The sequence below is a fragment of the Methylocella sp. genome (assembly GCA_037200525.1).
Lineage (GTDB): Bacteria > Pseudomonadota > Alphaproteobacteria > Rhizobiales > Beijerinckiaceae > Methylocapsa.
Genome location: JBBCGG010000001.1, coordinates 992,147 through 1,012,005, shown reverse-complemented (window position 1 = coordinate 1,012,005; position 19,859 = coordinate 992,147). Strand labels below are relative to the sequence as shown.

Genomic DNA, 19,859 nt, shown 5'->3' with positions numbered 1-19,859 from the left:
CATGCGAGCGTCGCCCGACCGCCCCAGTAGCGTGTCGAGATGCAGACCCGTGGCGCAACAACATCCCTAACGAATCAGACGTCGGCGACGGATGCGCTGATCGCCCTCGTGCGCCTGCTGGCGCGGCAGACGGCGCGCGAATGTCTGGGCCAGACGCCCTCGCCCCCTGAAACCACGAACGGCGTCGACCGCATGGCCGCAAGCGACGCCAGCCCGCGAACATTTGCATGCCAGCGAGAGCGCTCGCCTGCCCGCAGTCTTGGTGAGGACGGCGTGGCGTCGGAGCGCCGCCCGGTCGCTCGCGCCAACCCTAACGCAGCAAAATGAGCTCAACGTTGAAATCAAAAGAAAAAATAGAAGTCTAAGGTAGTATCGGGAAACCGTCATCCAAGTAATCGTTCCATCTACGCTATGATACGTTTCCCGAATGGACCAGTTTCAACGGGGTCTTTTCGCCGCTTCGTCAATTATGAGACTTGGACGTAAAAATGACTACCCTGAATACCAAGACGAATACATTGGCGGACGTGCTCGCAATTGTGGCTTCGGCCGACCTCGATCCGGCTCGACGTCGTGACATGATCTCGGCGATCAATCGCCTCTGCGAAATGGCCGGCCGCTCGCCGTCGGGCATCCCGGCCGACGCTTGCGCATTGCGGGCGGAATTGCGCAAGATCCGACCGGCGAAGTTTGGAGTCAGCGCCAAGACGTTCTCAAACCAGAGAAGCCTCGTTGCGGCCGCCCTGCAGCAAGTCGGTGCGCTCGACGACATGGGGCGGGGATTGGTGGCGCGGCGTCACCCGGACTGGGCGCCGCTGCTGCAAGGCATAGGCGCGAACAGGCGGCTCGCCGAGGGCCTCGCCACATTCATGAACTGGTGCGCCATGAACGAAATCCCGCCCAATGCCGTGACCGACGATTCCGTGCAGCGGTTCTCGATCTGGTTGGAGACGCGCACACATTGCCCCAAGCCCCGCGATATCGTGCGCAGAGCGCCACTTCTTTGGAACGAGGCCGCCGCGACGGTCGAAGGCTGGCCGAAGACCAAGCTGTCGCGGATCTCCTTCCGAGCGCCGCGCAAACGGCTCGGCTGGGACGATCTCAGCGAGAGCTTCCGAGCCGACGCCGAGGCCTATCTCGCCAGCCGCGCCGATGTGGATCTGTTTGACGAGGCCGCCGCGGCCCCGCGGCGGCCTCTAGCGCCGAGCACGCTGCGACAGCAACGCGAGCATCTGCGCCTGGCGGCGTCGGTGCTCGTCGAATCGGGGATCGATGCAGCGGACATCGCTTCACTCGCGGATCTTGTCGAGCGAGAGCGCTTCAAAACCATTCTGCGCCACTATCATGGGGCGCGGGACGGAAAACCGAGCGCCTTTGCCGTCGGCATCGCCAAAACGCTCATCCAGGCCGCCAAGCATCACGCGGGCGCGTCCGTGGAGCGGGTGGCCGAACTCAAGGCTCTCGCCGCCAAGTTGCCCGCTATCCCGTTCGATCTGACGGCGAAGAACAAGGCGCTCTTGCGCCAGCTCGAGTCGGAAGGGCTCCGCGCCAAGCTTCTGTTCCTCCCCGAAACAGTGCTCGCCAAAGCCGCTTCAGAAAAGGGAGCGCCTGGCCTGCCGTTCGTCGAGGCGCAAATCGCGATTGCGATCGACATCCAATTAGCCTGCGCTCTCCGACCCCAGAATCTGTACGCCTTGCATTGGCGCCGCCATTTCGTGGAGCCGGATGGGTCCAGGGGCCCATTGCTATTGCACATTCCCGCCGAGGAAACCAAGGCCAGGCGCCAGGATCTGACGGTCGAGATACCGGCGGATGTCGCACGGCGACTCCGGTGGTATCGCCGCTGCCTAGGCCGTGGTGACGAATTCGGCGTTTGGGGGATTCTCGCGAGGATCTTTCCATGATTCAAGGCTGATTTTTGGAGATCAGCCTTGATGATTCGGGATGTCGATGCGCTGCGAGACGATCAATGGGAGCGGCTTTGTGATCTTGTGCCAGGTGGAAGAGCCGGCCAGCGCGGGCCGCGCCGCGACAATCGACGCTTCGTCGACGCGCTGTTATGGATGGCCCGCTCGGGCGGCCGCTGGCGCGATCTGCCCGAACGCTTCGGCGACCATCAGGCGGTGAAACGCCGCTACTATCGCTGGATCGAGCGCGGCGCCTTGGACGGATTTCTTGAGGCATTCACCGCCGAGGCCGATCTCGAATGGCTGATGATCGACTCAACAATCGTGCGCGCCCATCAGCACGCGGCCGGCGCAAGGATCGCCAAAGGGGGGCGGATGCCCAAGGCCTGGGCCGCTCTCGCGGTGGTTTGAGCACCAAAATCCACGCCGCGACAGACGCGCTCGGCAACCCCGTTCGGCTCCTTCTCGGACCTGGGCAGCGCAACGACATCACAAAAGCGCACGCCCTGATCGAAGGCTTTGCGGCCGATGCGATCATCGCCGATAAAGGTTATGACGCCAATCACTTGCGCAAGGCTGTTCTTATGCGTGAGGCTGAGCCGGTGATCCCATCAAAATCCAATCGCCGCGCGCCGCTCCCCTACGACAAGGCGCTCTACAAGGAGCGCAATCTCGTCGAGCGTTTCTTCAATAAACTGAAGCAGTTCCGGCGCGTCGCAACCCGATACGACAAGCTCCTCGCAAACTACCGAGGCTTCGTATTGCTCGCCGCTATTGCTATCATGCTCAGGTAATTCGTCACTACTGCCTAGTGCCGCGCGTCGGCGCCGATCCAAACGGATTTCTGTTCGTCACGGAAAAGGGCGCCCCCAAGCGCCAAGGCACGCTCTCTCTCCAGATCACCGAAATGATCGAGAAGCACGTCGGAGTCCATATGACTGCGCACCAGTTCCGCCACTTCGCCGCGAGCGTCTATCTCGAGGCGAACCCCGAGGACCATCAAACGGCGCAGGCGATTCTTCACCATTCATCGGCCAAAACCACGCTGATCTATGCCGGTTCCGGCAGCCGCCGCGCCAGCCGGGCCTACGCGAAACATCTCTTCGGACAGCGCGAGAAGCTCCAGCTGGCGCGCCCCGGCAAGAAAGCCGGAGCGAAACAGGCGATCAAGCGGGTCGGGCGTCGCGAGGTGGGGGGCGCGTCATGAAACATCTCCCCGAATTGCAGTGGCCGGCCGCGGATCGTCAGGCGTTCGAGGCGGCCTTCAAGGGCGGTGATCTGTTCGACGAAACAAGCGGGGGTGGGGATCACCTCGCGGAGGGCACCCGAACCAGCATCCGCATGGGATACAGTCGCTGGCTGGGATTCCTGCACGCCGCTCACCCGGGCGACCTTCTAAGGCTGCCGGCCGATCGCATTTCCCTCGAACGCGTACGCGACTATGTCGCCCGCCTCAGCCTGGACATGGTTCCTTCCTCGGTCGCGCAGATGATCCATAGCCTTTGCTATTCGGCCCGCCTGATCGCCGGCGAACGCGACTGGGGATGGCTCGCCGCGATCAAAGGCCGCCTCCTCACCCGCGCGCGGCCGGCCGACCGCTTTGACCGGCTGGCGCCGCCCTGTCAGACGCTCGACTTCGGCATCGAACTGATGGACAAGGCTCTCACCATGGCGGCGACCAGCCGCAGAACGCGCGAACTGCAATACCGGGATGGGCTGATCCTCCCCCTGCTCAGCCTCTGGCCGATCCGGCGACGAAGTCTCGCGGCCCTGACGGTCGATCGGCACATCGAGATCGACGGCGGCGACATCAACCTGCTTCTGCATCCCGCTGACACGAAGTCCGGGCGCTCTGAGAGCTTTCCCGTACCAGCGGCGCTTGCCCCTTATATGAAACGCTATCTTAAAGAGATACGGCCGCGTCTCCTCGGGTCTCGCCCGAATGACGGATTGTGGGTCTCGCACAGGCGTGGCGCTTTGTCGGCCGGCCGCCTTTATGACATCGCCCGGGCGCATCTCATGAAGCGGTTCGGCAGGGACATGTGTCTGCACGATTTCCGCCGATCGGCCGCCACCTATCTGGCGATGGACGCTCCCGAGCGGATCGGCCTCATCCCCGGCCTACTGCAGCACGCTTCGCCCGAGGTCGGCGAGCGACATTACAATCTGGCGAATGGAATCAAAGCGAGCCAGCGGCTTGCCCAGAATCGGGCCTTGATGAAAAACAGGCTGCGGTCCCTGGCGGCGAACGCAGTTTAGCTTGGCAGTTTAGTTTGAATGACGCGTCGGCCAGTTAACAGCGCCGCAATTTCGGAGAGCCAGAATGCGCGTGAGCATATACGCCGGCTATTCGTGCGATCTGCAGAGCGCAGCATCGATCGAGGATCAGATCCGCGTGCACGGAGCGCGCCGTCCGCGAAAAGTGGTTGCTGACCGCGACCTACATGGATCGCGGCCAGTCCGGCGCAAGCAATCTCCGCCCTGGTTATCAGAAGATCCTCGATGATGCGCGGAAGGGCGAATTCGACATCGTGCTGGTTGAGGCGCTCGATCGCATCAGTCGCGGCAGTAGCACATCGCCTCCTTTTTCAAGCTCATGAGCTTTGCAGGCGTTCGCATCGTGACGCTCGCGGAGGGCGAAATCACCGAGCTGCACGTGGGGCTGAAAGGCACGATGAACGCGCTCTTCCTTAAGGACCTTGCCGACAAGACGCGCCGCGGGCTGCGCGGACGCATCGAAAAGGGGCGTTCGGGCGGCGGGCTTTGCTATGGCTACACAGTCGTCCGCAGCATGGACGGCGAGCGCGGCGGCCGCGAAATCATCGAAGCCGAGGCCGTGGTGATTCGTCGCATTTTTGCAGACTTCGCCGCGGGGAAAAGACCGCGCCGGATCGCAGCCGAACTCAATCGGGAGTCAACGCCGGGGCCCGGCGGTCGTCCCTGGGGCGATACGACGATCCGCGGCCATGCCCTCCGCGGCACAGGCATCCTCCACAACGAACTCTACGTCGGTCGGCTCGTATGGAATCGATTGCGCTACAGTAAGGATCCAGCGACGGGACGGCGGGTTTCGCGGCTCAATCCGTCTGAGGAGTGGATTTGTCACGATGCCCCTGACCTGCGCATCGTGGACGATGATCTCTGGAACCGCGTCCAGACGCGGCTCGGCGCCATTAGGACCAGCGGCCCGGTCGTCAAGGCGCGCGCGACCGAGTTCTGGACCCGCCGGCGGCCTCGCCATCTCCTGACTGGAAAAGCGGTTTGCGGCGTTTGCGGCGGGGCAGCCGCGCCAATCGGCAAAGACTATATCGCCTGCTCCGCCGCCCGGAGGCAAGGAACATGCGTCAATCGCGCGAGCGTTCGTCGAAGCGAAATCGACAGCTGGATTATCGACGCTCTGCAGCGCCAGCTGCTGGCGCTCGATCTCGTCGAGGAGTTTGTCCGGGCCTTCAACGAAGAGATCAATCGAGGCCGGCGCGATCGCGATACCCGGCGCGAAGCGCTCGCGCGGGAACAGAAGGATCTCGAGCGCCGGATCGATAACCTGCTCGACGCCGTCGCTTCCGGGGATTTAAGAGGTCCGACTGTTCAGACGAAGCTGGAAGCCTTTGAAGAGCGCAAGGTCCATGTCGCGGAAGAATTGGCCGGAGTCGTGCACGAGCCGGTGCGGTTCCATCCCAATCTCGCCGCCGCCTACCGGCGCAGGGTCGCGGCGTTGCAGACCCTCTTGCAGGCGGAGGCCACGCGCACAGAGGCAATCGAAATCATCCGCTCGTTGATCGATCAGGTGATCTTGCGGCCGACTGAAAACGGCCACCTCGAAGTGGAACTCGTCGGCGATCTCCCCCGAATGGTCCATCTGGCGCAGCACGCTGGTGGAGGAGCCCCGACTCTCGGGGCTGTTCACGAAGAGTTCGTTCGTTCGGTAAAAGTGGTTGCGGGGACAGGATTTGAACCTGTGACCTTCAGGTTATGAGAATGAAAGTCTTGCTATCCTGAGCATTCCCTAACGTTCTTTGTCGTGCACACCTCTTGCATTTCAAACGTTTACCTAATACGTGGGTTGACGACGCCGCCTCCAGTTTCTTTTCTGGTGGCGACTGGGTGGCGACACGAGGCCCATGCGATGCCTGTTACAAAATTAACCAAGCGCATGATCGATGCGATTAGCGCAGACGTCTGCCCCGTCACCCTATACGACGCCGACCTCAAGGGTTTCGGGCTCCGGGCGGCAAAAAGCGGTGCGAAAAGCTGGTTCGTCGAGTACCGGCCGGGCGCTGGAGGGCGCGGCGTTGCAAAACGGCGCATGGTGCTCGGCGCCGTCGGAACGCTGACGCCCGACCAGGCCCGCGCCGCGGCAAAGGAGATATTGGCCGAGGCTGCGCTTGGCGCAGACCCGGCGGCGTCACGCTCGCGCGCCCGAAAAACGCCAATATTCCGCGACTTCGCCGAACGCTATCTTGCCGAACAGGCTGTTGCTAAGTTGAAGCCGAGGACGGTGGTCAACTACCGCATTTGCCTGCGCAAACACGCCGCTCCTGTTATCGGCGCCATTAAGCTCGACGTTGTCAGCGAAAGCGACATCGTAAAATTGCACCATCGCATCGGGGAGACAAAGCCGATGACGGCAAACCGCGTCATCGAATGCATTGGCTCTGTCTACCGCTACGCGGCTGCTTGCGGGTTGGTGAAACGCGGGCACAATCCGGCCGCCCATATCGAGGCCTTCCGCGAGCAGCGCCGCGAGCGCTTCCTCACATCGGAAGAGCTTGCGCGTCTCGGCGACGCCATCCGCGAGGCGGAAACCACAGGGATCCCATGGCAGATCGACGCTACGAAGCCGACGGCCAAGCACGTTCCGAAAAAGAATCGCGTGACCAACATTGGTCCGCACGCCGCGGCTGCTCTCCGGCTCCTCATCCTCACCGGCGCCCGTCTCCGCGAAATCCTCGAGCTTAAGTGGGATTATGTCGATATCGAGCGGGGTTTGTTACTGCTGCCGGACAGCAAGACCGGCCGCAAGACCATTGTGCTCAACGCGCCAGCTATGAAGGTGCTGGCGGACTTGCCGCGGATGGGCGTCTACGTCATCGCCGGCCAAAGCAGCGGCGCCGATCGCGAAACTCCGCGCGCTGACCTCAATCGTCCTTGGATTCTCGTCGCAAAACGCGCTGGCCTGATCGGCGTGCGCCTCCATGATCTGCGTCACACATACGCCAGCTTTGGCGCCGGCGCTGGGCTTGGACTGCCGATCATCGGTAAATTGCTTGGCCACGCGCAAGCGACGACAGTCGCCCGCTACGCTCATCTTGACGCAGACCCACTGCGCCGGGCCTCGGAGCAAATCGGCGGCATGTTGACCACCGCAATGGGAGAGTCGGACAAGTGCGCCGCAGATGTGGTTGTGCCGCTGAGACGCGTGGACCGAATTTGAAAGGGTTAACCGAGCGTTGAACCGTGAGTGAATTCCCTCGGACTCAATCAGGTTACCGCTTAAGCTATACAGGGAATTCGTAATGGGCCGCCAGCGGCATCGGCAACAGCTCGGCGTAGGGCCGGTCTTAGCCGAAACCGGACAGCCGCGGCTTGAACACCTATGAATGCCGCCGTCCGAACGGTTCGCTCCCGTTCCGTTGCGAGGCCTGCCGCGAGGACTTCACGCTGACAAGCGGGACGCTCTTTGCCTCTCACAAGCTTCCGTTACTTCAATACCTCGCAGGCCATCGTGATCTTTTGCAACGAGGTCAAGGGCCTTGGCACTGAGCGCGATCTTGCGATCAGCTACAAGAGCGCGTTCGTTCTTGGGCAGAAGCTGGGCGAGCCTATGGCCGAAGAAATGAGACGCCGCACACTTCGCAGCGAAGGCAAGGTCGCCGAGATTGATCGCGGATATTTTTCTGGATATATCAAGCCCGCGAACAACAACGCCAACCGCGTCGATCGCCGCCTAGTCCATAACCAAAACGGCAAGGGTAAAGCGGTCGTTATTATGCGTGAGCGCAACGGCCATTCGCTCCTCGGCGTCTTCCGAACCGAAGGGCAGGCGCTTTCGTTCACCCGCTCCCGTATAGCCAAGGGGACGATTAGCAACGCCGGCGAAGGAAGCTCTTGGGATGCGCGTCACGCCACCTACGAAATGAAGCGGATCAATCACCAAAGGCGTACCATCACAACTGCCAGTATTGCTGACGTTGCAGAAAGCGTAATCGGGGCAGCCGGGAATCCTATGTCGTGGCCTGATCTGTTGAGCGCTACCGAAGATCAGAGCTCCGCCCATCGATGCTTTCACGTCGGCCACCCCCGCCGACGTGTATGTCTACAAAGGATTCTCGTGAATGTTCCCCTCGACATCAAACGTTCGCTCGGCGGCGACGGCCATGCGCTTATCCTTGGTGAAGACGTATTCCGTCACGAGGTACAGATAGTCCTCGAAGACGACGCGCTTTTCGGACAGGACCGTTGCGTCGCCCGAATAGAAGCCGCAGACCTGCTTGCCGGCGACGCGGCCAACATCGTTCGCCGCAATGTCTTCGACGAGAGCTTCGGCCAAGCGTTCGGCGAACCTGATGGCGTTGGGCTCCGAGTCGCATAAGAATCCCGCCAAGTGGACGATAAGCGCGGCTTCCGCAATCATTTATGTCCTCCTTTTCCAGGCTGTTGACCTGCACTGCGGCGAGTTCTCGACATCGCCGCCTGGGTCGACTGCTTTGAACGCTGCTTCGATCCGCGCCACATGTTGGGTTGTCGCCCGTCCATCCTTATCGGATCGACCGCATCAAGCCGGCAAGAGCCCACTTCCCCTAAGCATGGAGCGTGCCACCGCGATCAGGATGGGGCGCTTCGAACTATTACCGCAAGCCGCGCAAGCCTTGGCGAGGCTAACCTTTCATCGCTATCAATCCAGAGCTTCATTCGCTGTTATGGCCAAGCAGGAAGCGCGAACACATAAAGCCGCCTGCCGCAACGGAGGCGTAAGCAGCGTTCTCCAATGCTAAGGCGCGCTCCACGCCCTCCCTTCAGCAAGGCAGGTGTAACACGCAAATGAACGGGAGTTAATCCAAAGCTACGTCTATTCAGGCGGCGGCTTTTCACCGCGATGCGGGCCGCGGCCTTTCACGGCAAGATTCAGCGAAAGCAACGGCCTCCGGACAAAAGGCGGCCTCCCATCAGCTTAATGAGCGCTGTGTAACCGCCCGCCGCAGCCGGGCCGACAAACTCCATATGCCCAGCATGACCGTGACAATTGGGCGAGTCAGTTTCGCGTGTTTTCCGCTGTCGCTAAGGCCTGCGCCGGCGTGAACGAAATCCTGATCCGGATTGCCAATTCCTCCCGATAATAATTGCCAGATTTTCTAGTGCCGCAACATTCGGATGCAACGTAGAGTCCCCTCAGTTTTTGGCTTCGAGGGTTTCATTGGGGGGAAACCGATGGCCCTCTTCGGAGGCGATGCGATGCTTGACCAATCCACACGATCCGAACGCGTCGTTACAGCCGTGACACGCTGCCGGAAACTCTCCCCAATCGACACACGCCTCATTGAGACCGACCGCTGTTTGCGTTGTCGGTCGCTGGCGCGGTGGTCAACTTCGGACGGCGCCACTGCACGGCCAAGGCGAACGGCTTCCGGCGACGGATCGAAGCAAGATAGGCCTGCTAAGAAACGCATCAGGAGATTGAATGATCTTGGTAAAGCAATTGTTTCCGAAGACGTCAAAAAGCGATCGACAAGTTCCACCTGTGAGGTCGGAGCGTCAAGATCTGAGCCGGACTGAACCGAACTCGGCGTTATAAAATTGGGAGAAGCGCATAATGAGTAGGCTTTTGAATTCCGCATCGCTACTGGCGATGCTCGTCATCGCCCCATTGGGACTTGCAACAAGCGGGCTTGCAAACGACAAGCTCGATAAATTGTCGCAGAGCGATGAAAACTACGTCATGAGCGGCAAGGATTATACGTCCGATAATTATAGTAAGATGACCCAGATCAACGCCGAAAACGTCAAGCAATTGAAGCCGGCTTGGTCGTTCTCGGACGGCCTGCTCAACGGGCACGAAGGCACACCGCTCGTCATAAACGGAAAGATGTACGTCAACACGCCTTTCCCGAATAACGTCTTCGCTCTTGATCTCGACCATCCTGGCAAGATTCTCTGGCAGTACAAGCCGAAGCAAAATCCGTCTGCGCGCGCGGTCGCCTGTTGCGACATCGTAAACCGCGGCCTTGCATATTGGCCCGGCGATGAGAAAACGCCCGCGTTGATCTTCAGCAACCAGCTCGACGGCAATGTGGTGGCGCTCAACGCCGAAACCGGGGACATCTATTGGCAGTTGGAGAACTCCGACAACAAGGTCGGTTCGACTCTTACGGTCGTGCCCTATGTGGTGAAGGATGAGGTGATTATCGGGTCGTCGGGCGCCGAACTCGGCGTGCGCGGCTACGTCACCGCATATGACGTGCATACTGGGGCGCAGAAATGGCGCGCCTACGCCACGGGATCAGACGACGAGGTCAAGCTCGGCAAAGACTTTAACAACCAGGTCAAGCAATATGGCGCCTTGGGCGACCTTGGCCTAAAAACTTGGCAGGGCGATGCCTGGAAAATTGGCGGCGGCACCAACTGGGGCTGGTACGCTTATGATCCCGGAACGAACCTCCTCTATTTCGGCACCGGCAATCCATCGCCGTGGAACGCAACTATGCGGCCCGGCGATAACAAATGGACCATGACGATCTTCGGCCGCGACGTCGATACCGGCGAAGCAAAGTTCGGATATCAGAAGACTCCTCATGATGAATGGGATTACGCCGGCGTTGACGTGATCATGCTGTCCGACCAGAAGGACAAGGACGGCAAGATGCACAAACTCTTGACGCATCCTGACCGCAACGGCTTCATCTACAACGTCGACCGCGCCAGCGGCGAGCTTTTCACGGTCGGCAAGATCGACGATACGATGAACGAGTTCACGCACGTCAATTTCAAAAATGGTCAGCCCGTTCGCAACCCGGAATATGGGACGCGTATGGATCACCTTGCAAAAGACGTTTGTCCCTCAGCCATGGGCTACCATGATCAGGCTCATGACTCCTACGACCCCAAGAAGCAGCTTTTCTTCATGGCGGACAACCATCTCTGCATGGATTGGGAACCCTTCATGCTGCCCTATCGCGCCGGGCAGTTCTTTGTTGGCGCGACGCTGACCATATATCCTGGCCCCAAGGGGAACCGCCAGACCATGGAGGGAAGCGGCCAGGTCAAGGCCTATAACGCAGTCACCAACGGGTACAAATGGCAGGTGCAGGAGCGCTTCGCAGCGTGGGGCGGCACCTTGGCCACTGCGGGCAATCTGGTCTTTTACGGAACGCTCGACGGCTTTATCAAGGCCCGCAACAGCGACACTGGCGAGCTGCTATGGAAGTTCAAGCTTCCTTCCGGCGTGATCGGCTATCCGATGACCTATGAGCATAATGGCGTCCAATACGTCGCCATCTACTACGGCGTCGGCGGCTGGCCGGGCGTTGGCCTCGTCTTCGATCTGCAAGACCCGACTGCCGGCCTCGGCGCTGTCGGAGCCTTCAGACAGCTGCAGCATTATACGCAGCAGGGAGGCGGGCTGATGGTGTTCTCGCTCAACGGCAAAGGACCTTATGACGACGTAAATCTCGACGAGTATGACACGAAGGTCGAGAGATAATAAGCGCCCTGCTAACTGCCGCCACGCTCGCCGCAAAGCGCTTCACAGCGGCGGCGGGCGTGGAGAAGCCGGCTTGTCGACAGAGAATTCTGACGACGCCTTGCATTCAGCCGGCCTGATTGAGCGATCGAGAATTACAGGAGAATTCATGTCACGCATAGCGTATGCCAAGACGCCCGCGCCGACGTCGGGAAATTGGCGCTTTGCCTTATTGGCCGGCGTCGCGGCGATCTTTGGACTCACGGCGGAATCGCGGGACGTCGCCGCCGCAGAATCGACGGCGGCAGCGGCGGCGGTTGCTTCCGCTGCGAGCGAATCGGATGTTCTTCGCATCTGCGCCACGGCGGACGGACTGCCGTTCTCGGCGAGAGACGGCTCTGGATTCGAAAACAAAATAGGTTCGGTTGTGGCCGAAGCCATGGGGCGTAGGCCCGTTTTCATCTGGTCCGACAAACCGGGAATCTATCTGGTTCGCGACTATCTCGACAAGAATGCGTGCGACGTGATCGTGGGGGCCGATACAGGCGATGAGCGCGTGCTCACGACCAAGCCCTATTATCGAGCGGGCTATGTCTTCGTCTCGCGGGCCGACAGCCATCTCGACGTCACATCCTGGGATGATCCGAAGATCCACAAGCTCGGACATATTGTCATTCCCTTTGGATCGCCCGCGGAAACGATGCTGAAGACGATTGGCCGTTACGAGGTCGAAATATCGTATCTCTACTCGCTGGTGGGTTTCAAATCTCCGCGTAACCAGTACGTTCAGATTCCATCGAGCAGGATGGCGCAAGAGGTCGCCGGCGGCAATGCTGATCTCGCGGTCGCTTTCGCGCCTGAGATTGCCCGCTACGTCAAAAGTTCATCGATTCCCTTGCAGATGACGGTCGTCGCGGACGACAGCGCGCGAGCCGATGGCATGAAGGTCCCGGAGCACTTCAATCAGTCGATGGCCGTACGAAAAGGCGACGACGCATTGCTGGCCGATCTCAATTCGGCTCTGGACAAAGCCCAACCTCAGATTGAGGCGATCTTGAAGGAGGAAGGCGTTCCGCTTCTACGTGCCGATGAATGACGCGCGCAGCTAAATCGTCTCGCGCATTCATCGCGCTCAAAGAAATGGAATACTAGGACATGAGAATATCACTTGCGATTGTCGCCATGGTCACGCTTGGCGTGGGGGCGGCTGCTTTGGCTTCCGACCTGACGACACAACTTGATTTGCGAAACACGGTGACTGGCGAGCCCTTGAATTTAGACGATTCATTACCCGACGGACGCGATACCCCAGCAGTGAAAAAGTTCTTGCAGACGGGAGTTGACCCCTACATCGAGGATCCGAGTTGTCTGGTAAAGGGCCACTCTTTCTTTCTCACGGCGTGCTCTGGATGCCACGGCGAGGTCGGAGAAGGAAAGATCGGGCCGGGACTGAACGACGATTACTGGACCTATCCCAAAAATACTACGGACCAGGGCATCTTCGAAACCATCTTCGGCGGCGCTCGGGCCCAAATGGGTCCTCACAACGGCGATCTAACCCTTGATGAGATACTACAGGTCATAGCCTGGGTGCGGCATCTTTATAAGGATCCGGTGGAGCAAGCGTCTTGGCTCACCGACGCACAGAAGAAGGCCTACAAACCGTATAAGCTGAGCGATCCGGCCATACCGGACGATGCGCCGGGGCAATGTAAAGCGCCCGCAAAATAGCGAGAGTTTCTGAGGCGCTCACGCGCGCCTTGAGGGGTCGCCGATCCTGAACTGTACAGGGTTGGCAAGACGGAAGACGTAAAGCAAGAAGGAGGAAGAGCATGTCCAAGATCGGTCGTTTAATGCTGTTCGGCGGTTGCGCAACGGTGTTTGCCCTCTCGCTCTCACACCCCGCCGCCGCCTATGACGGTCAGAATTGTTCGGCCCCGGGAATCTGCTGGGAGCCGCATCCGGGCTATCCGGACATCATCGCGGGTTCGAAATACGACCCGAAGCTCGATCCAAATGAAGTTGTGAAGCAGAGCGTTTCGGAAAGAGACATGGAAGCGCGAAACAAATTGCGGGTCAATAATTTCGTGAAGACCGGCAAGTTTATATATGACGTAAAGAATATCCCCGCCGAGTGAGCAAAGATCGACTCCGGCATGACAAGGCGTTCTCCTGCCATTGGAGGCGAGCCGTTGGCGGGAGGCAAGTCATCTGCGGTTCGGTGCGGTCGCGATCCATGCGCCGAAACAGCGCGTATGATCGGCGCTCCGATCGAGAGCGACCGCGCTGTCGGCAGCGCCACCAATGCACAAGCAAGGCATTTCCTTGACGATGGAACTAGAGAAAAGCGCCGACGCAACCCTTGCCGACTGGCGCGTCGGAGCGCTGCAGTTTGAGAGTGAGGTGAACAAAGCGGTCCTCGGCCAAAAGCGCGCAATCCGTCTCGTGACCATATCCACTTTTGCGCGCGGCCATGTTCTGCTCGAAGGAGATGTGGGCGTCGGCAAGACAACTCTTCTGCGGAGCGTCGCTCGCGCGATCGGAGGCGCCTATGAGCGCGTCGAAGGCGCGATCGACCTGATGCCCAGCGATCTCATCTATCAAACGTTTCTGAGTGAGGATGGTCGGCCGCGCGTCGAACCAGGTCCGGTTCTTCGCCAAGGCGATGACTTGTCGATCTTTTTTTTCAACGAGATCAATCGAGCTCGCCCACAGGTTCATTCCTTGCTGCTGAGGTTAATGGCGGAGCGCAGCGTCTCCGCCTTCAATAAGGAATACGCCTTTCCGCATCTCGTCATTTTTGCCGATCGAAATCGCGTTGAGAAAGAGGAGACGTTCGAACTGCCCGCTGCGGCGCGCGACCGTTTCTTCATGGAAATTGGGATCGAGACTCCCGCCGACCTTGAGGTTCGACGCCAGCTTATCTTTGAACCGCGCTACCACGACATTGATGCGCTCGTCGCTTCCGTCAAAGAAGGAGTGCTGGATTATCGAAAGCTTGGCGAGATCGGGCGCTTGATCCAGAGGAGCGTTCGCACAAGCGACAGCCTCCAACGATATGTGCTCGATCTATGGTCAGCCCTGCGCCGACCCGCTGAGGCCGGCATCGAGGTCGGCGACATCGACATGCGCCGCCTCGTTCAAGGCGGAGCGAGCCCTCGCGGCTTGAGTTTTCTGGTGCAAGCCGCTCGCGTACGCGCTTGGCTCGAAGATCGGGACATGGTCGTGCCAGAAGACATTCGCGAAGTCTTTGTGGAAACCATGGCGCATCGGATCTTTCTCGATCCGATCTACGAGCTCCGCCGCGATGCGATCGTTCGCGATCTGTGTCGGGCGGCCTTCGCCAGCGTCCCAGCGCCATGATGCCGGCGCAAGAAATCACCTATCGTCCGCGCGGGCGCGCCGAAGGCCCGATCATCGGCGCTCATCGCGGGCGCGACGTTGGAGGCGCAGGCATTTTTCGCGATGACGTCACATTTCTGCAGCAGCCCGATGCGCGCCGCATTAACCTTCGCGCCACGCTTCGCGATCCTTTCGAGACAGTCTACGTACGCCGTTTCGAACAGCGGACGGCCATCGCGGTTTACGCTGTCGTCGATCTCTCCGGATCGATGGCGTTTGAAGGCAACGCCCGCAAGATCGACATCGCGGCCGATCTTTGCGTCGCTCTGGCCGGCTCGGCGAGGCGCTTTGGCGATGCCTTTGGCCTCATCGGTTGCGACGACAAGATCCGCGACGATTTCTTCATTCCAGCGACCCGCCGCCGCGGCCTTGATGTGGAAACATCCCGCCGCTTCGCCGAGTTCGTCCCCACCGGCCGCAGCGCTGCAGGGCTCGCCAAGGCCGGCGAGCTGATCTCCGGACTACGAAAGCTTGTGTTCCTCATTTCGGATTTTCATCTGCCGCTAACAGCGATAGAGGCGGCTCTCGCCGGTCTTGCGCGCCATGATCTAGCGCCAATCATAATCGCCGATTCCGCGGAGGAGGAGAATCTACCATCATGGGGTCTTCTGTCGCTGCGCGATCTTGAGAGCGGGCGCAATCGGCTTGTTGCGATGCGCCCGGCGTTGCGGGACAAATGGCGGACGGAGGCGGCTGAACGTCGGGAGGCTCTCCGTCGCATGTTCTCGTTTTATGGGCGGACGCCGTTCTCGATCGTGGATCGGCTCGATGTGGATCGCCTTTCCCGCCATTTACTCGGCGCCTGAGGCGGTTATGCGAGGCGGAGTCGCTGGAGCGCTATTCTACTTCGTTCTGATGGCGATTGCAGCTGCGCAGGTGCGATCGATTGAAGCCTACTCGCCTCGGCCGTTCGGGTATTTCGTCGGCGATATAATTCAGCGGACGGTCGACGTCACCGTCGATCCCGCCTTCCATTTGGAAGATGGGTCGCTGCCGAAGATCGGCCCGGTGACCTATTGGCTCGAGCTGCGCGAGGTTAAGCTTGGTCAATCGTCGTTTGCGAGGGGAAGGCGTTACCGCCTGGACCTCACTTATCAGCTGTTTTACGTAGCGCTAGACCCGCGCCGGCTCGAGATTCCGCAATTCAGCCTCACCTTCATGAATGGCCAGCAGATGGCTACGGCCACGATCGACGCTTGGTCCTTCGGCGTCTCGCCGCTGCGCGAAGTCGAGCCTCCTCCGGTCGCAGATCCGGCAGAGTATTTGCGGCCCGACGCCCCCGCGCATCAGATTGATCTCCGGCCGCTCGGCGCATGGACCGCCGCCTTCGCGCTCGCGACATTCCTCACTGCCCTTGCTCTGACGTATGATCGCGCATGGCCGCCTTTCCGGAAGCGTCCCGGCCGCCCCTTCAGCGCAGCCGCGCAGTTGGTTCGCCGCATCTTGCGCAAGGACGGGGAGGGAGCCTATCTCCCCGCACTGCTGATCCTTCACCGCGCCGTCGACGCCGCCGCCGGCCAACGCGTTCTTGCGGACGATGTGCCGGTCTTTCTCGATCGGCATCCGCAGTTCAAAAGCCTCGCCGCCGACTTCAATCTGTTTTTTCAGAGTTCGCGCCAGGCCTTCTTTAGGGCAAATCCGACAGAGGCGGCCAAAAACTTCCCGCCAGAAATGCTTGTCGCCTTTGGAGACGGACTGGCGGCGGCGGAAAGGCGAGCGGCATGAACTACGCATTCGCCACGCCGGCCGTTCTCTGGCTTCTCCCCCTCGCCCTGCTTCCATTCTTTGCGTCGCCGTTCCAGCGCGTTCTATTTCCATCGCTTGCTGAAGCGCCTGATGACCTCATTTCTCGAATTGTCGATATTGGCCTCCGGCTCGCAGCGGTCACGGCGATTGGAGCCATCGTTCTCGGCCTCGCTGGACCTTATCGGCTTGAGCGAACCATCGAGCGCATCGGCAGGGGCGCCCATGTGGTGTTGTTGATCGACCGTAGCGAGAGCATGGACGAAACCTTCGCCGGCAGGGCTCCGACCGGAGGCGAAACATCTAAATCGATAGCGGCGCGACGCATCCTCAAGGATTTCGTACTCGAGCGCCCGCATGACGAGTACGGCATGGTCGCCTTTTCCACTTTGCCGATGTTCGTCATTCCGATCACGGAGCATCGCGACGCGATACTCGCGGCGATCGACGCGATTGGTCGTCCGGCGTTAGCTCTCACGGATGTCGGCCGCGGCCTCGCCATGGCTCTGGGGATGTTCGAGGAAGGCACGCCAATTGCGTCGCGCGTCGTCCTCTTCGTGTCGGATGGAGCCGCGGTCATCGACCGGCGTACGCAAGATGCATTGCGGTCCGCCATCGCCAAGGACAATGCCCACATCTACTGGCTTTTCTTGCGTACGGCCAACAGCTCCGGCATTTCCGATCTGCCCGGCCCAGGAGTGGCGGACACGCCACAGGAGATGCCCGAACGCCACCTCGATCTTTTCTTCAAGAGCCTCAAGATCCCATATCGGGCGTTTGAAGCCGAGAGCCCGCAGGCGATCGCAGACGCCCTCGCTGAGATCGGACGGCTGGAGACCAATCCAATCCGATATGTCGAGCGCATCCCGCGCCAAGACATTTCGGAAGCGCCCTATATGATCGCCGCGACGGCCATGCTTCTTCTGGTTCTGGCCAAGCTCGCCGAGGTGGGGTTGACTCGAGCCGATAGAACCCGACATGGAGCGGCCTCATGATCCCCGCGTCACCGCAGAAGCGCCGCGCCATGAACGAGATGCTCAATCGCGCGCGCCGCTATTGGGGACGCGCCAAAGGGCCGTTGTTGATCGCGATCGCGGCAGCGTGCGCGATTGCGTTATTTATCTCTGGCGCGATGCTGACCACGGACTGGCTGCGCAACCGCACCATTGCCGCACTGGCGGCGGGAAAAGACATCTTCGTCGCTGTCGACGCCGCAGCGCCCGTTGCTTTCGCGCGCGCAACCTTCCTGCTCGAACATGATCGCCTCGACGAAGCCGAACCGTTTGCGGAAGCCGTCGACCAAAGGGGTTCGCCGAAGCTTCGCGCCGCCCTGCATTACAATCTGGCGAACGCGCGTTTGCGCATCGCCATGGAGGATATAGTCAGAAGCAAAATCGAACCGGCGATTCCGCTCGTCAGCCTTGCGCGACAAGACTATCGCCGTGCATTGCGGCTCGATCCCACCGATTGGGACGCCAAATATAATACTGACGTCGCCGACCGTCTGATCCGAGACTTTCCCTCGGGCGGTGCGGGCGAGGAGAATCACGAGCCGCTCAATCCGAAGAAGCTGTGGACCGAAGTGCCCGGCAAACCGGAAGGTCTGCCATGAGTCGCAGGACATTGCGTGATCCTCGCCTCTGGCTTTTGATGCTCGCTCTTTGCCTGTTGCTCGCCACGCTTGCGGCTCCGCATGTGGCGCGGATAGGTACTTCCTACCGGGTTCTTGTGATCGCCGACGTCACCGGCAGCATGAACACGCGCGACTACGCGTTGGACGGCAAACCCGAAAGTCGGCTCGACGCTGTGAGGCGAGTCATGCGGCAGGCCATAGCGGCGCTGCCATGCCCATCGACTGTCGGTCTTGGGATCTTCACCGAGCGCCGCGCTTTCCTGCTCTTTGATCCGGTCGATGTCTGCGAGAATTTTGCGCCGGTCAATGCGGCGTTGGCCGCGCTCGATTGGCGGATGGCCTGGGAAGGGGACAGCCATATCGCCGAGGGCCTATATAGCGCCATAAACTTGGCCCGCGATCTCGACAGCGACCTTGCGTTCCTGACCGATGGACAGGAAGCGCCCCCCCTCTCCTGGAGCGGTGGTCCCGCCTTTGAAGGCAAACCCGGCGCTGTGAAGGGATTGATCGTCGGCGTCGGCGGATATTCCCTTTCGCCAATTCCAAAGCTCGACGACGCAGGCCGCGAGATCGGTTTCTATGGCCCGGACGATGTCGCCCAAGACAATCGCTTTGGCCTGCCGCCTCCCGACGCATCGACGCGCGAGGGCTACAATCCACGCAACGCGCCCTTCGGCGGGGTAAAGGCAGTCGGCAACGAGCACCTGTCATCGGTTCGCGAAGCCTATCTTAAGGAGCTCGGCGCCAAGACGGGGCTTGCTTATACGCATCTTGTCGACGCGGCCGGCCTCGTCGATGCGCTGTCAGCGACGGCGACCCCGCATCCAACGCCGAGCACGCTCGACTTGCGTCCTGTTTTGGCGGCTTTCGCCCTGGCTGCGCTCGTCGCCGTTTATGGTTTCGCGCCGCTTTTCGAACGGGGCGTCAGACGCCGGAAAACCCGCCGTCAAATCGATTCTAAAGAACCACATTGGAGAGTTGCTGCATGAGACGCTTTTTCATCGCCACGATCGCGGCGGCGGCCGCACTGCCTGCTAGCGCGCACGGACCGACGCCGCAAAAAGTCGACGAGACCGTCACAATCGCGGCCGATCCTCAAACCGTCTGGGCGGTTGTGGGCGACTTCGCGGGCATTTCGAACTGGGACCCCTTTGTGACGAAGAGCGAGGGGTCGAACGCCAAGCGAGTATTGACCTTCCAGAGCGGAAAGACGCTTACAGAAGAGGTCGACGAATATGATCCGACCAAGATGACCTATACTTACAGAATGTTGACTCCAGATCTCGACGCGCTGCCCGTCAGTTCATACTCGGCCACTTTGGTAGTCCGTCCAGCGAACGGAAACCAAAGCGAGGTCGAATGGTATGGGCGCTTCTACCGCGGCGACACTGGCAATGAACCACCGGATAATCTCAGCGACGCGGCGGGACGGGAAGCCATGACCAATTTCTTCAGGACGGGGCTTGATGGACTGAAAAAGAAGCTAGAGGCGAAGTAA

19 protein-coding genes and 1 pseudogene are annotated in these 19,859 nt (G+C 60.3%); 18 read left to right on the top strand and 2 right to left on the bottom strand.

Features of this window, described 5'->3' with window-relative positions; translation table 11 throughout:
* Positions 1-488: 488 nt before the first annotated feature.
* The 7 genes and pseudogenes from WDN46_04675 to WDN46_04645 all read left to right on the top strand — a co-directional run bounded on the left by WDN46_04675 (position 489) and on the right by WDN46_04645 (position 7,341).
* A complete protein-coding gene (locus WDN46_04675; GenBank protein MEJ0092735.1) occupies positions 489-1,904 on the top strand; it encodes a hypothetical protein in 1,416 nt (471 codons plus the stop codon).
* A 30-nt stretch (positions 1,905-1,934) separates the two neighbouring features.
* Positions 1,935-2,701: pseudogene (locus WDN46_04670) on the top strand (IS5 family transposase).
* A complete protein-coding gene (locus WDN46_04665) occupies positions 2,632-3,114 on the top strand; it encodes a tyrosine-type recombinase/integrase (GenBank protein ID MEJ0092734.1) in 483 nt (160 codons plus the stop codon). The pseudogene WDN46_04670 and the gene WDN46_04665 overlap by 70 nt, the downstream one beginning before the upstream one ends.
* Positions 3,111-4,166: a hypothetical protein gene (locus WDN46_04660; GenBank protein MEJ0092733.1), complete on the top strand. Its 1,056-nt coding sequence runs from the start codon at positions 3,111-3,113 to the stop codon at positions 4,164-4,166. Before WDN46_04665 ends, WDN46_04660 begins: the two co-directional genes overlap by 4 nt.
* A gap of 167 nt (positions 4,167-4,333) precedes the next feature.
* Positions 4,334-4,507 (top strand): recombinase family protein, encoded by a 174-nt coding sequence (locus WDN46_04655; protein ID MEJ0092732.1) that lies wholly within the window; start codon positions 4,334-4,336, stop codon positions 4,505-4,507.
* Complete coding sequence (locus WDN46_04650; protein ID MEJ0092731.1) at positions 4,504-5,883, top strand: recombinase family protein; 1,380 nt, start codon at positions 4,504-4,506, stop codon at positions 5,881-5,883. The genes WDN46_04655 and WDN46_04650 overlap by 4 nt, the downstream gene beginning before the upstream one ends.
* A gap of 177 nt (positions 5,884-6,060) precedes the next feature.
* The gene (locus WDN46_04645) at positions 6,061-7,341 is read left to right on the top strand and encodes a tyrosine-type recombinase/integrase (GenBank protein MEJ0092730.1); all 1,281 of its coding nucleotides are present in this window, start codon (positions 6,061-6,063) and stop codon (positions 7,339-7,341) included.
* Positions 7,342-7,854: 513 nt separating this feature from the next.
* On the opposite strand, the gene WDN46_04640 is transcribed toward WDN46_04645, so the two are convergent.
* Both WDN46_04640 and WDN46_04635 read right to left on the bottom strand, forming a co-directional pair.
* Positions 7,855-8,205: a hypothetical protein gene (locus WDN46_04640; GenBank protein MEJ0092729.1), complete on the bottom strand. Its 351-nt coding sequence runs from the start codon at positions 8,203-8,205 to the stop codon at positions 7,855-7,857.
* Positions 8,206-8,223: 18 nt separating this feature from the next.
* Positions 8,224-8,541 (bottom strand): hypothetical protein, encoded by a 318-nt coding sequence (locus tag WDN46_04635; protein MEJ0092728.1) that lies wholly within the window; start codon positions 8,539-8,541, stop codon positions 8,224-8,226.
* A 1,176-nt stretch (positions 8,542-9,717) separates the two neighbouring features.
* Here WDN46_04635 and WDN46_04630 point away from each other — a divergent pair.
* From WDN46_04630 to WDN46_04580, 11 genes are all read left to right on the top strand, one after another.
* Complete coding sequence (locus WDN46_04630; GenBank protein MEJ0092727.1) at positions 9,718-11,604, top strand: methanol/ethanol family PQQ-dependent dehydrogenase; 1,887 nt, start codon at positions 9,718-9,720, stop codon at positions 11,602-11,604.
* 148 nt (positions 11,605-11,752) lie between these two features.
* Positions 11,753-12,679, top strand: coding sequence for a methanol oxidation system protein MoxJ (gene moxJ, locus WDN46_04625; protein MEJ0092726.1), 927 nt, complete (start codon positions 11,753-11,755; stop codon positions 12,677-12,679).
* A gap of 86 nt (positions 12,680-12,765) precedes the next feature.
* Complete coding sequence (gene moxG / locus WDN46_04620) at positions 12,766-13,314, top strand: cytochrome c(L), periplasmic (GenBank protein ID MEJ0092725.1); 549 nt, start codon at positions 12,766-12,768, stop codon at positions 13,312-13,314.
* A 122-nt stretch (positions 13,315-13,436) separates the two neighbouring features.
* Positions 13,437-13,721 carry a methanol dehydrogenase gene (locus WDN46_04615; protein ID MEJ0092724.1) on the top strand — a complete coding sequence of 95 codons (285 nt, stop codon included), beginning with the start codon at positions 13,437-13,439 and terminating at the stop codon, positions 13,719-13,721.
* Positions 13,722-13,914: 193 nt separating this feature from the next.
* Positions 13,915-14,946, top strand: a complete 1,032-nt coding sequence (locus WDN46_04610) for a MoxR family ATPase (GenBank protein ID MEJ0092723.1) — start codon at positions 13,915-13,917, stop codon at positions 14,944-14,946.
* Positions 14,910-15,791 (top strand): DUF58 domain-containing protein, encoded by an 882-nt coding sequence (locus WDN46_04605; protein MEJ0092722.1) that lies wholly within the window; start codon positions 14,910-14,912, stop codon positions 15,789-15,791. The genes WDN46_04610 and WDN46_04605 overlap by 37 nt, the downstream gene beginning before the upstream one ends.
* Positions 15,754-16,710 carry a nonribosomal peptide synthetase MxaA gene (locus WDN46_04600; GenBank protein MEJ0092721.1) on the top strand — a complete coding sequence of 319 codons (957 nt, stop codon included), beginning with the start codon at positions 15,754-15,756 and terminating at the stop codon, positions 16,708-16,710. Before WDN46_04605 ends, WDN46_04600 begins: the two co-directional genes overlap by 38 nt.
* Positions 16,707-17,723: a vWA domain-containing protein gene (locus tag WDN46_04595; protein MEJ0092720.1), complete on the top strand. Its 1,017-nt coding sequence runs from the start codon at positions 16,707-16,709 to the stop codon at positions 17,721-17,723. The genes WDN46_04600 and WDN46_04595 overlap by 4 nt, the downstream gene beginning before the upstream one ends.
* Complete coding sequence (locus WDN46_04590; GenBank protein MEJ0092719.1) at positions 17,720-18,340, top strand: MxaK protein; 621 nt, start codon at positions 17,720-17,722, stop codon at positions 18,338-18,340. Before WDN46_04595 ends, WDN46_04590 begins: the two co-directional genes overlap by 4 nt.
* Entirely contained in the window at positions 18,337-19,350 is a 1,014-nt protein-coding gene (locus WDN46_04585) for a vWA domain-containing protein (protein MEJ0092718.1), read from the top strand. The genes WDN46_04590 and WDN46_04585 overlap by 4 nt, the downstream gene beginning before the upstream one ends.
* Positions 19,347-19,859, top strand: a complete 513-nt coding sequence (locus tag WDN46_04580; GenBank protein MEJ0092717.1) for an SRPBCC family protein — start codon at positions 19,347-19,349, stop codon at positions 19,857-19,859. Before WDN46_04585 ends, WDN46_04580 begins: the two co-directional genes overlap by 4 nt.